Source organism: Mycobacterium sp. NTMscope_MAC_12 (assembly GCF_976985675.1).
Genome location: NZ_CDRJYY010000001.1, coordinates 797,514 through 810,123, shown reverse-complemented (window position 1 = coordinate 810,123; position 12,610 = coordinate 797,514). Strand labels below are relative to the sequence as shown.

At 68.9% G+C, this 12,610-nt stretch carries 8 protein-coding genes; 1 reads left to right on the top strand and 7 read right to left on the bottom strand.

Annotation, left to right across the window (positions count from 1 at the left end; genetic code table 11):
• Positions 1-51: 51 nt before the first annotated feature.
• Positions 52-957 (bottom strand): N-acetyl-1-D-myo-inositol-2-amino-2-deoxy-alpha-D-glucopyranoside deacetylase, encoded by a 906-nt coding sequence (gene mshB / locus AC0KS4_RS03955; RefSeq protein WP_225329959.1) that lies wholly within the window; start codon positions 955-957, stop codon positions 52-54.
• A 56-nt stretch (positions 958-1,013) separates the two neighbouring features.
• Here mshB and AC0KS4_RS03950 point away from each other — a divergent pair, with 56 nt between their 5' ends.
• Positions 1,014-1,625, top strand: coding sequence for a TetR/AcrR family transcriptional regulator (locus AC0KS4_RS03950; protein WP_238958143.1), 612 nt, complete (start codon positions 1,014-1,016; stop codon positions 1,623-1,625).
• On the opposite strand, the gene AC0KS4_RS03945 is transcribed toward AC0KS4_RS03950, so the two are convergent.
• From AC0KS4_RS03945 to AC0KS4_RS03920, 6 genes are all read right to left on the bottom strand, one after another.
• Complete coding sequence (locus AC0KS4_RS03945; protein WP_238958386.1) at positions 1,622-3,529, bottom strand: ABC transporter family substrate-binding protein; 1,908 nt, start codon at positions 3,527-3,529, stop codon at positions 1,622-1,624. The two genes, AC0KS4_RS03950 and AC0KS4_RS03945, sit on opposite strands and share 4 nt — an antisense overlap.
• Positions 3,530-3,574: 45 nt before the next feature.
• Positions 3,575-5,464: a translational GTPase TypA gene (gene typA / locus AC0KS4_RS03940; RefSeq protein ID WP_238958144.1), complete on the bottom strand. Its 1,890-nt coding sequence runs from the start codon at positions 5,462-5,464 to the stop codon at positions 3,575-3,577.
• Between the two features lie 226 nt (positions 5,465-5,690).
• Positions 5,691-6,422: a respiratory nitrate reductase subunit gamma gene (narI, locus tag AC0KS4_RS03935; RefSeq protein ID WP_225330455.1), complete on the bottom strand. Its 732-nt coding sequence runs from the start codon at positions 6,420-6,422 to the stop codon at positions 5,691-5,693.
• Complete coding sequence (gene narJ / locus AC0KS4_RS03930; protein ID WP_225330456.1) at positions 6,415-7,083, bottom strand: nitrate reductase molybdenum cofactor assembly chaperone; 669 nt, start codon at positions 7,081-7,083, stop codon at positions 6,415-6,417. Before narJ ends, narI begins: the two co-directional genes overlap by 8 nt.
• Complete coding sequence (gene narH, locus AC0KS4_RS03925) at positions 7,080-8,699, bottom strand: nitrate reductase subunit beta (protein WP_238958145.1); 1,620 nt, start codon at positions 8,697-8,699, stop codon at positions 7,080-7,082. The genes narJ and narH overlap by 4 nt, the downstream gene beginning before the upstream one ends.
• Positions 8,699-12,397, bottom strand: coding sequence for a nitrate reductase subunit alpha (locus AC0KS4_RS03920; RefSeq protein ID WP_225330458.1), 3,699 nt, complete (start codon positions 12,395-12,397; stop codon positions 8,699-8,701). Before AC0KS4_RS03920 ends, narH begins: the two co-directional genes overlap by 1 nt.
• Positions 12,398-12,610 lie beyond the last annotated feature (213 nt).

Below are 12,610 nucleotides of genomic sequence, written 5' to 3'. Positions count from 1 at the left end.
GGTCCAGGTCGGGGTCCATGCGAATTCCTTCCGTGGCTGCCTGTTTGGAGCCTACCGCGTGCTGGCCGCGCTGAGATCGAGCCCTGCGAGCAGATCGGTCTCCCAGCCACGCCCGTCGCGCTCCCCCGCATCGCCGGCGGCCAGGACGTAATGCTCATGCCCCACGATCGGCAGCGCCACGTTGTTGGACAGGGCGCACGCGCGGCCGGTGGGCCCGACGACCACCTGGGTGGCGTGCGCCGCGAGCGCCGCCCGTTTGGCGTCCAGGGCATCCGCGCCGGTCTCGACGACGGCGTCGATGTCGCCGTCGTCGTATCCGAACGTGAACCCCTCCTCCGACGGGAGCGACCATTCCGGCAGCAGGTCCTCGGGCGTCAGCGCGGCCAGGCCCGCCTCGAATGCCCGGGTGGAGAAGACCGACCAGTAGAACTTCGGCACGGCCCACGGCTCGCCGGGAAACTCGGAAGCGCCGGCCGCCGCGGCGACGGCGGCCGTGGTCACCGTGTGCGCATGCACGTGATCGGGATGCCCATAGCCGCCGGCGGGATCGTAGGTGACGACGACGTGGGGGCGCTGCTCGCGAATGAGGGCCACCAGCGCGCCGACGCTCTCGCGCTCGTCGGCGTCGATGAAGCGTTGCCGGTGCCGCGTGGGGGTGCCGCGCATGCCCGAATCGCGCCACCGGCCGGCGCCGCCGAGATAGCTGGGGCCGTCGACCCCCAGCGCACGCAACGCGGCGGTCAATTCGCCGATGCGGTAGCCGCCGAGTTGGTCGGCGCGATCGACGGCGAGCTCGGCCCACCGATCGCCGATCACCTCGCCCTCCTCGCCCAGCGTGCAGGTGACGACGCGGACGTCCGCGCCGCGGGCGGAGTAGTGGGCGATGGTGGCGCCGGTGCCGAGGCTTTCGTCGTCGGGATGTGCGTGGACGAACAACAGCCGCGGCGTCTCAGGCATGGACGGCACCCTACCGACACGCAGCAGATAGGAACGCGCACGGCTACTATCGAAAAATGCCTCAGCTCACGGACGCAGACCAGACCGGCAGCCGAAGCCGCCGGCGAGGCGAGGTCCTCGAACGCGCCCTCTACGAGGCCACCCTGGCCGAACTGACCGAAGTCGGGTACGGGGGCCTGACCATGGAGGGGATCGCGGCGCGCGCCCACACCGGCAAGGCCGCGCTCTACCGCCGCTGGGACACCAAGTGCGAGCTGGTGCACGCCGCTTTGGTTTTCGCGCTGCCGCCGCTGCCCGAGCTGCGTTCGGGTCGTTCGGCCCGGGAGAACTTGCTGGCGATGTTCACCGCCCAGCGCGACCTGCTGGCCGGAAAGACCGCCTTTCCCGGCTTGGACGTCATCCATCAGCTCTTGCACGAACCGGAAATGCGGACCATTTTCGCCGACGCCGTGGTGCGGCCGCGCCTGCGGATCGTGGAATCGATCCTGCAGGCCGCCGTGGCAGACGGTGACCTCGATCCGACGACGATCACACCGCTGACCGCGCGCATCGGGCCGGCGTTGATCAACCAGCACTTCCTGCTGAACGGGTCGGCGCCGAACCGGCGGGAGCTGGCGCTCATCGTCGACACCGTGATCCCGCCGCGGGCCGCGCGGCCGACCGCTTAGGGCCCGGTTTTGATCCACTGGCCGGCGTCGCCCACGATGCCGACCGGAACGGCGCCGGACAGGCTGACGTTCTGCACGCTCGGTCCGGCCGCGACGATCGTGGTGTCCTGCAGGATCGGCAACACCGTGGACATGTTCCACAGCCGCGGTTCGACCGCGGTGATGACGTCGTTGATGCTCTTGGTGCCGTTGAGGGCGGCATCGATGTTCGACTGGATGCTGCGATCGCAGATCCCGGTGAAGTTCGACGGCGCCTGCACCAAAGCGTTGGGATCCGCGGGCCGGCTGGGCGGCGGTGCGGACGTCGGCAGTGTCGAGGTGGGGGCGGTCGTGGTGCCCGGCCCGGTGGACGGCGCGGGCCCGGCGGGAGCCGACGAGGCCGGCGTCGCCTCCCCGGTGGCCGGGACCTGGGTCGATTGCAGCGCGGGACAGCCGTAGCGGGAAGCGAGGCGGGTCGCCAGGTTTCCACCCGCCTGGTGCCAGCCGACGATCGCATCCACGCGGCTGTCGTTCAGCGCGTCGCGGTAGAGGGTGACGGGGTCCAGCGCCAGCACCGTCGCGGCGATGCCGACGTTGCGCAACTGGTCGGCGGCGGTGTTGGCCACCGCCACCGCGGTCGGGTCATTGGCCGCCACCCCGATCGCCAGCGACAGCTGTTGGCCGTCCTTACTGATCCGGCCCCGGATGACCTCGGGCGGCCCGGTGTTCGCCGGGGTCGGCGCGGGTGACGCCGAGGCATTGGGTTCGACCCGGTATCCGGCCCCCTGCAGCAGGGTCAGCGCGGCCGCCGTCGTCATCGCCGGCGGCGCGGTCGGCTCGTAGCCGGGATCGCTCGGCGCGCGGATCTGGGCCTGATCCAGGGTGACCGTATTGTCGCTGCCCGCGCCGACGGCGGCGAGCAGGTCGACGTCGAGCAACCCCAGGATCGCCTTACGGACTTGCGTGTCAGACAGTTTGGGCTCGGTCGCGCGCAGCGTGAGCTGCATGACCCGCGGCGTCACGATCCGCGCGGTCCGGACGTCGGGAATGGCGGACAGCTGCGCGAAGGCCGCCGAGCCGCCGTGGACCTGCGCCACCTGGGTGTCGCCGTTGCGCACGGAGTCGGCCAGCGCGGCGGGCGCCCCGGCGCGCCGGAAGAGGATGAGCGCGGGTTTGGCCGGCGGCCCCCAGTAGCGGTCGTTGCGGGCGACCAGGATCTCGTCGCGCTGGGGGTCGATGCTTTCCACGCGGAACTGCCCACCCGTGACCGGAAGCGCCCGGGCCAGCCCGGCCGCGAATCCGCCGGGCACGTCCTTGACGATGTGCGCGGGAAGGATGTTGCTGAACAACTCTTTCCACGCCGGATACGGCTGCGCGAACGTCACCACCGCCTGCTTGCCGCCCTCGAGCGACTGCACGCCGGTGATGAGGTCATAACCGGCCGGGTCGACGACTCCGGGCTGACTGACCATCTGGCGCCACAGGTACCAGAAGTCGTCCGCGGCGATGGGGGCGTTGTCGGTCCACTGCGCCTCCGGCCGGATCTTGTAGGTCACGGTGAACGGGTTCTGGCTCGTCACGTCGGCGGACACCAACAGCGTCGGGTCCATCTCCCAGCGTGAGCCCGTGGGCGCGGTGGTGTCCGGAACCGGCCGAAAGGCGCTCGGCAACACCAACGCGCTGATCGCCGCGTTCACCGGGGACAGGTCGGACAACAGGTGCGGATTGAAGCCCGCGCCGATCGAGTCGATGCCCATGATGATCTCGCTGACCCGGGGCGGCGGCGGAACCGAGTTGTGCGGCGTATCGGTGCTCTGCGGCGCCGGCGGCGGGTTGACCGTACACGCCGAAACCACCAGCCCGACCAACGAGACGAGGCCGCCGAGCACCATGAACAAGCGGCGGACGCGTCTCGGCACGCTGATCAGGGTAGCGAGCAGCCGCGCAGCGGCCCGTTCGACCACCAGAGGTTAGCCCCGGGCCTTGGCGCGCGACCGGCTGCGCGCCCGGGCGGTGGCGTCCAGCTCGACCTTGCGCACCCGCACGATCTCCGGAGTCACCTCGACGCATTCGTCCTGCGCGCAGAACTCCATGGCCTGCTCCAGGTCGAGCTCGAGCGGCTTGGCCAACGTCTCGATGACATCGGCGGTCGAGGACCGCATGTTGGTCAGCTTCTTCTCGCGGGTGACGTTGATGTCGAGATCCTCTGCGCGCGGGTTGATTCCGACGACCATGCCCTCGTAGGTGTCCTGGCCGGGCTCGACGAAGAACTGACCCCGGTCGGCGAGCTGGATCATCGCGAACGGCGTGATGGTGCCCGCGCGGTCGGAGACCAGCGACCCCGTGTGGCGGGCCCGGATCTCCCCGGCCCATGGTCGGTAGCCGTCGAACACGGCGTTGGCGATGCCGGTGCCGCGGGTGAGGGTGAGGAAGTCGGTGCGGAACCCGATCAGTCCGCGGCTGGGCACGATGAAGTCCATCCGGACCCAGCCCGCCGCGTGGTTGGCCATCTCTTCCATGCGGCCCTTCCGGGCGGCCATCAGCTGCGTGATCGCGCCGACGAACTCTTCCGGGCAGTCGATCGTCATCGCCTCGAACGGCTCGTGCAGCTTGCCGTCGATCGTGCGGGTCACCACCTGCGGCTTGCCGACCGTGAGCTCGAAGCCCTCCCGGCGCATCTGCTCGACCAGCACGGCCAGGGCGAGCTCGCCGCGGCCCTGCACCTCCCAGGCGTCGGGCCGGTCGATGTCGACGACCCGGATCGACACGTTGCCGACCAGCTCGGCGTCCAGCCGGCCGCGGACCATGCGCGCGGTCAGCTTGTGGCCGGACACCTTGCCCGCCAGCGGCGAGGTGTTGGTGCCGATCGTCACCGAGATCGCGGGCTCGTCGACCGTGATGCGCGGCAGCGCGTGGGCGTGGTCGGGATCGGCCAGGGTGTCGCCGATCATGATCTCGGGGATGCCCGCCACCGCGACGATGTCGCCAGCGACCGCCTCGTCGGTGGCGCTGCGCTCGACGCCTTCGGTCGCGAGCAGCTCGGTGATCTTGGCGCTGGTGATGACGGGCAACCCGTCGACCTCGCGCATCCACGCGACCTGCTGGCCCTTGCGCAGCTTGCCGTTGTAGATCCGGATCAGGGCGAGCCGGCCGAGGAACGCCGAGGCGTCGAGGTTGGTCACCAGCGCCTGCAGCGGGGCCTCCGGGTCGCCCGACGGCGCCGGGATGTTTTCCATCAGCACGTCGAACAGGGGGTCCAGGTTGTCGCCGGCGGGCGCCTCGCCGTCGGCGGGCTGCTCGGTGCTGGCGATGCCCGCGCGCCCGGACGCGTACAGCGTCGGCAGGCCCAGCGCGTGCTCGGCGGCCGCGGCCGCCTCGTCGTCCAGGTCCGACGCGACGTCGAGCAACAGGTCGTGGCTGGCCTCGACGACCTCGGCGATGCGCGCGTCGGGCCGGTCGGTCTTGTTGACGACCAGGATCACCGGAAGGTGGGCGGCCAGCGCCTTGCGCAGCACGAACCGGGTCTGCGGCAACGGGCCCTCGGACGCGTCGACCAGCAGCAGCACCCCGTCCACCATGGACAGCCCGCGCTCGACCTCCCCGCCGAAGTCGGCGTGACCGGGGGTGTCGATCACGTTGATCACCGTGACGGTCCCATCCGGGTGATGGCGATGCACCGCGGTGTTCTTGGCCAGGATGGTGATGCCCTTTTCCTTCTCCAGGTCACCGCTGTCCATGATGCGTTCCTGGGTGTCGTCACCGCGGTGGTGCAGCGCGCCCGACTGCCGCAGCATCGCGTCAACCAGGGTGGTCTTGCCGTGGTCGACGTGGGCGACGATAGCGACGTTGCGAAATGACACGTCGGTGATTGTGGCAGCGGGGGGCTGTCAAAGCGAACTGGCTAGCGAACCGGCTGGTGGCCGGCGCCGGCGTTGAGTGTGCGGTGGCGGCGTTGAGTGTGCGGTGGCGGCGTTGAGTGTGCGGTGGCGGCGTGGCGGATCGGCGTGTCGTCGGCCTGGCTGCACGACCAAAGCCCACGTCGCACACCGAACGGCGAGACGGCGCCTCGCGCCTTGGCCGGGTCCGCTACCAGCCCCGGCGCCGCGGCGCCGTGCCCACCAGCTGGCCCTTGCCCGCCGCCTCGCGGCTGCGGTAGACGATGTAGGGCCGGAACAGGTAGACGACCGGGGCGCTGAACACGTGCACCAGCCTGGTGAAGGGCCACAGCGTGAACAGCACCATGCCGATCAACGCGTGCAGCTGATAGTCCAGCGGCGCGTTGATCATCACCTCGCCGTGCGGCTGCAATATCCAGATCCGGCGGAACCACAAACCGACCGTGTAGCGATAGTGGAACTCGCCCCCGTGCGGGCCCGTGCCGATCAGGTCGCAGTACAGGCCCACCACGATCGCCAGCACCAGCACCACATACATCACCTTGTCGCTGCGGGTGGTGGCCATGGACACGGCGGGGCGAGTGAACCGCCGGTACACGAGCAGCCCGATTCCGACCAGCGTCGCGATGCCGGCCGCCGAGCCCGCGATGACCGCCTGCATGTGGTAGAGGTGGTCGCTCATCTTCATCATCTGTGTGACCTTCGGCGGGATGAACAGCCCCACCACGTGCCCGGCGAACACCGCCAGGATGCCGAAGTGGAAGACGGGGCTGGCGATGCTCAGCAGTCGCGACTCGTAGATCTGCGAGGACCGTGAGGTCCAGCCGAACTTGTCGTAGCGGTAGCGCCACCAGGTCCCCACGATCAGGACCGACAGCGTGACGTACGGGGCGATATCCCAGAACAGGACGTTGCTAAACACCTGGCGTTCCTTTGCGGGGTGGCACGGTCAAGGTAAACGGTTGCAGCCCAACGGCTTCCGCGGGCGGGCCGGCCTGCGCCAGCCGCTCGGCGCGGCGCACCTCCTGATCGGTGGCAGCCGGCAGGGTCTCGCAGATCGCCGCAACCACCGGCTCGTACGGTGACTTGGCGTCGGCCAGGGCGCCGCGCAACACGTCGATCGGCACGCGGTGCTGGACCAGCAGTCGCCGGCCGGCCTCGGGATCGACGGTCGCGGCGAATTCGAGCACCACGGTCAGGTGATCGGGCGCCTCCCCGCTCGGCGGCTGCGCACCCGCCTCCCGGTACGCGGTGGCGAACGCCAGCATCTCCCGGCCGCGGTTGCGGGTGTCCCCCGCGGTCCAGTACGTCAGATACATCGTGGCGCGCCGGCGCAGGTCGAACGTCGCGACATAGTCCATCGCGGCGGCCATCGGCTCACGGGCACGCAGCGCCGCCGCCGTCTGCTCGAGGAGCGCCGCCGCGGGACCGCTGATGTGGCCGAGTATTTCGTCGACGGCGTCCAGGCGCTCGGCGAACCCGTCGTCCGGGTAGGCCAACAGCAGCGACGCCGCCTGCCACACCAGGCGATCCTGCATCGCCCGGCCGGTGGAACGCTCGCGGAGCGCGGACAGGAGTCTCACCGCTTCTGCTCCTCGGGGAACATTCCCGCGGGCACCTGGCCACCGTCCCAATTGAGCAGGTTCACCCGCGGCCGCGCGTGAACGGGTTCCGCGTCTGCAGCGCCGCCACGCTGGAGCGCGTGGAAGGTCTCCACCGACACCGGGACGGGCTCCGATTCGTACATGCCCGGGCCGCCCTCGCCCGTCAACGAACAGCCCATCTCCTCGAGCTCGCGGGCCTGCGGGGCGAAGGCCGTCGGAATCACGTAGCGCTCTTCGTATTTCGCGATGGCGAGCAGCCGGTACATCTCGTAGATCTGTTCTTCGGTCATGCCGACCGAATGCGGGATGTGCGGCTGGGTGTCGCGGCCGAGATTGATGTCGCGCATGTAGGAGCGCATCGCCGCGAGCCGCCGCAGCACCCCTTCGACGACGGCGGTATCGCCGGCGGTGAACAGCTCGGCCAGGTATTGCATCGGGATGCGCAGCGCGTCCAGCGCGCCGAACAGGTTGCCGATGTCCTCCCCGTCGTGCCCGTCGCGGCTGACCGCGTCGACCACCGGTGACAGCGGCGGGATGTACCAAACCATCGGCATGGTGCGGTATTCCGGGTGTAGCGGCAGCGCCACCTTGTAGGTGTGGATGAGCGCGTAGATCGGGGAACGTTGCGCGGCCTCGATCCACTCGTCGGGGATGCCCTCGGCCCGCGCACCGGCGATGACGTTCGGATCGTTAGGGTCCAGCAGGATCTCGCACTGCGCCTGGTAGAGATCGGTGTCTTTTTCCACCGACGCCGCTGCCAGCACCCGATCGGCGTCGTAGAGGACCACCCCGAGGTAGCGCAGCCGCCCCACACAGGTTTCCGAACAGATGGTCGGCAGGCCGACCTCCATGCGCGGATAGCACAGCGTGCACTTCTCGGCTTTGCCGGTCTTGTGGTTGAAATAGACCTTCTTGTAAGGACATCCGGACACGCACATCCGCCAGCCGCGGCAGCGGTCCTGGTCGACCAGCACGATGCCGTCCTCGCTGCGCTTGTACATCGCCCCCGACGGGCACGACGCCACGCAGGAGGGGTTGAGGCAGTGCTCGCAGATCCGGGGCAGGTAGAACATGAAGGTCTCTTCGAGCGAAAGTTTGATCTCCTCGCTGATCTTCTTCAGGATCGGGTCCTCGGCCAGGATCTCCGACGAGCCGGCCAGGTTGTCGTCCCAGTTCGGCCCCCACGACACCTTCATCGGCTCACCGTTGATCGCGCTGCGGGGCGCGGCCGTCGGGAAGGTGTCACCCGCCGGTGCGGTGATCAGGTTCTCGTAGTCGTAGGTCCACGGCTCGTAATAGTCGCCGATGACGGGCAGCTTCGGGTTGGCGAAGATGCGCAGCAGCTTCTGGATACGGCCGCCGTCGCGCAACCGCAGCCGGCCCTTCTTGTCGCGAATCCAGCCGCCCCGCCACTTCTCCTGGTCCTCATACGTGCGCGGATAGCCTTGGCCGGGACGGGTTTCGACGTTGTTGAACCACACGTATTCGGTCCCGGATCGGTTGGTCCACGCCTGCTTGCAGGTCACCGAGCAGGTGTGACAACCGATGCACTTGTCGAGGTTCATCACCATCGCCAACTGCGCCATGACCTTCATCAGTACGTCACCTCCTGGCTGCGGCGACGCACGACGGTCACCTCGTCGCGCTGGTTGCCGGTCGGCCCCAGGTAGTTGAATGCGAACGCGTGCTGACCGTAGCCGCCGGCCAGGTGGCTGGGCTTGATCCGCACCCGGGTGAGCGCGTTGTGGTTGCCGCCACGCTTGTTGTTGGTTTCGGTGCGCGGGGTGTCGACGGTGCGCTCCTGCACGTGGTAGACGTACACCACCCCGTCGGGCATCCGGTGCGAGACGATCGCCCGGCACACGTAGATGCCGTTGACGTTGACCGCCTCGACCCAATCGTTGTCGCGCACTTGGATTTTCGCCGCATCGCCCGGGCTCATCCACATCGTCGGGCCGCCGCGGGACAACGACAGCATGTACAGGTTGTCCTGGTAGGTGGAGTGGAAGGACCACTTCGAGTGCGGCGTCAGGTACCGCACGGTGAGCCCGATTCCGTCGTCCGTCGGGCCGAGCTGTGGCTGGCCGAACAAGCGGGCCATGTCCAGCGGCGGCCGGAAGACCGGCAGGTGCTCGCCGAGTTCCTCGACCCAGTCGTGGGCCAGATAGAAATGCATCCGCCCGGTCAGGGTGTGGAACGGCTTGAGGTTTTCGATGTTGATGGTGAACGGTGCGTAGCGGCGACCGCCCGTTTCGCTGCCCGACCATTCCGGGCTGGTGACCACGGGTACGGGCCGCGCCTGGGTGTCGGCGTAGCTGATGCGCTTGTCCTCGCTGCCCTCGGCCAGATGCACCAGGCGCTGACCCGTGCGCTTCTCCAGCTCGTGGAAACCCTCGACCGCCAACCGGCCGTTGGTCGTCCCCGACAACAGCAGCAGCACATCGGCCATCCGTGCGGCGGTGGTGACGGCCGGACGGCCCGCTGCCACACCGGATTTGAGCACACCGAATTTGGCGGCGAGCTCCTCCACCTCCCGGAACGGGTGCACCGTGATGCCCTTGGTTGTCAACCCGAACTTGTCGACCAGCGGACCCAGCGTCAGCCACTTGTCGTAGATGGCACCGTAGTCACGGTCCACCACGGTCAGCTTGCCCATGGTGCGGCCCGGCACCGGCGTCCCACCGTTGTGCAGCCAATCCTGCTCGGTGCCATCGGGATAGGCCATCGCGTCGGGCGTGTCGTGCTGCAGCGCGCTGAGCACGACGTCGGTGCGGGTGCCCAGGTGCTCCTTGGCCATGGCGCTGAAGGCGCGCGCGATCGCGCCGAAAGCCTCGAAGTCCGAACGGGTTTCCCAGGGCGGGTCGGTCGCGGCGCTGAACGCGTGCACGTAGGGGTGCATGTCCGTGCTGGAGATGTCGGCCTTCTCGTACCAGGTCGCCGCCGGCAGCACGACATCCGAAACCAGCGTCGTCGAGGTCATCCGGAAGTCGATCGACATCATCAGGTCGAGCTTGCCCTCGGGGATGTCCCCCTCACACGTCACATCGACGGGGCGCACCCCGTCCTCGGGCGGCACCGCTGAGGCGTTGGAGTCGGTTCCCAGCAGGTGGCGCAGGAAGTACTCGCCACCCTTGCCCGACGACCCGATCAGGTTGGCGCGCCACACGGTAAGCACCCGCGGCCAGTTGACGGGGTTGTCGGGATCGGTCACCGCGAGTCTGAGTTTGCGCTGGCCGAGCTGCTCGGCGACGTAGTCGGTGACGTCGCGGCCCGCGGCGCGCGCCTCGTCGGCGACGTCCAAACTCGACCGGTCGAACTGCGGGTAGTACGGGCTCCATCCCATGGCCACCGCCGACGCCAGCAGGTCCATGGTGTGCTTGCCCGCGAAGCGGCCCCGGCCCACCGGGCTGGCCAGCTTGTCCGCCCCGTAGCCGTCATAGCGCCATTGGTCGGTGTGCGCGTACCAGTACGAGGCACCGGGCACCTGCCGCGGCGGCCGCACCCAGTCCGTGGCCATCGCCATCGTGTGAAATCCGGTGAGCGGGCGCACCTTTTCCTGGCCGACGTAGTGGGCCCAGCCGCCTCCGTTGCGGCCCATCGACCCGGTCAGCATCAGCAGCGCCAGCACCGCACGGTAGATCGCGTCGGCGTGGAACCAGTGGCAGATGCCGCCGCCCATGATGATCATGGAGCGGCCGCCGGATTCCTCCGCGCTGTGCGCGAATTCCCGTGCCACACGGATGGCCTGGGCGGCCGACACACCGGTGATCGCCTCCTGCCACGCCGGGGTGTTCTGCTGCGTCGCGTCGTCGTAGCCGGTGGGCCATTCGCCGGGCAACCCCTCGCGCGCCACCCCGTACTGCGCGAGCATCAGGTCGAAGACGGTGCACACCACATGCTTACCGATGCGGCGCACCGGGACACCGCGCGCCACGGTCGTGCCCTCGCCGTCGACGGTGTCGAAGCTGGGCATGTGCACCAGCGCGGTGCTGCCATCCCCGTTGGAGCCGTGGGCGTCTCGCACGCTGAGCGCCGGCACCAGGTCACCTAGATCCAGGTTCCACTTTCCCACCCCGGACTCGCCGTACCGGAAGCCCAGCGAACCATGCGGAACCACAACCGAATTGGTGGCTTCGTCCAGCACCGCGGGCTTGAGTGCCGCGTTCTCGACCGCCTCACCCAGGTCCGCCGCCGTCAGGTTCTTGCCCGGCACCAGCATGTCGCCGCGTTCTTCCAGCTTGATCAGGAACGGCAGATCGGTGTAGCGACGCGAATAGTCGGTGAAGAACGGGACCTGCTTTTGCACATAGCATTCCGAGAGAATGACGTGACCCATCGCCATGGCCAGCGCCCCGTCGGTGCCGGCCGCGCACGGCATCCACTCATCGGCGAACTTGGTGTTGTCGGCGTAGTCGGGGCTGACGGTGACGACCTTGGTGCCGCGGTAGCGCGCCTCGGCCATCCAGTGCGCGTCCGGCGTGCGGGTGATCGGCACGTTGGAGCCCCACATCATCAAATACGCTGCGTCCCACCAGTCTCCGGACTCGGGGACGTCGGTCTGGTCGCCGAACACCTGCGGTGAGGCCACCGGGAGGTCGGCGTACCAGTCGTAGAACGACGTCATGGGGGCGCCGATCAGCTCGAAGAAGCGCGAGCCGGCGGCATAGGAGACCATCGACATCGCCGGGATCGGGGAAAATCCGGCGACCCGATCCGGGCCGTAGGTCTTGATCGTGTGCACGTGCGCGGCGGCGATCAGCTCGGTGGCCTCGGCCCAGGTGACGCGGACCAGTCCCCCCTTTCCGCGGGCCTGCTGATAGCGCCGGCGGCGCTCGGGATCGGCCTGGATGTCGGCCCACGCCAGCACCGGATCGCCGAGCCGCGCCTTGGCTTCCCGGTACATCTCGACCAGCACGCCACGGGCGTAGGGGTAGCGCACCCGGGTGGGCGAGTAGCTGTACCAGGAGAAGGAGGCGCCGCGGGGGCAACCACGCGGCTCGTACTCGGGACGGTCCGGACCCACCGACGGATAGTCGGTCTGCTGGGTCTCCCAGGTGATGATCCCGTCTTTGACGTAGATCTTCCACGAGCATGACCCGGTGCAGTTCACGCCGTGCGTGGAGCGAACCACCTTGTCGTGGCTCCACCGGTCGCGGTAGAACACGTCGGCCTCGCGTCCGCCCTGCCGCGTCACGGTGCGCAGGTCAGCCGAGATCTCGCCCGGCGTGAAGAACCGCCCGCTGCGCTCCAAGAGCTCCTCGAGCACTCCACCAATGTGCGGTGTGGCAGTCAAGAAGTACTCCTCCTCGTCGATAGCGTCGCGCCTCGTCGTCCGGCCCTGCGTGTGATCCCAGTTGAGTTGTGTGCGGCGATCATCCCCGTGATCCGCCCGTCCGCACCAACTCGGATCGGCTCAACCATCGGCAGTTCGGGACCGCGGCCTGGGCGGCGATACAGCACCAGCATAGGTCGGCGTGGACGGGCCGATCACCTTCGCCGCGCGCGG

Bases quoted from the DNA above. Each gene is read 5' to 3' on its own strand.
- AC0KS4_RS03950 (WP_238958143.1), top strand. From the start codon at position 1,014: ATGCCTCAGCTCACGGACGCAGACCAGACCGGCAGCCGAAGCCGCCGG.
- narH (WP_238958145.1), bottom strand. From the start codon at position 8,699: ATGAAGGTCATGGCGCAGTTGGCGATGGTGATGAACCTCGACAAGTGC.
- mshB (WP_225329959.1), bottom strand. From the start codon at position 957: ATGCCTGAGACGCCGCGGCTGTTGTTCGTCCACGCACATCCCGACGAC.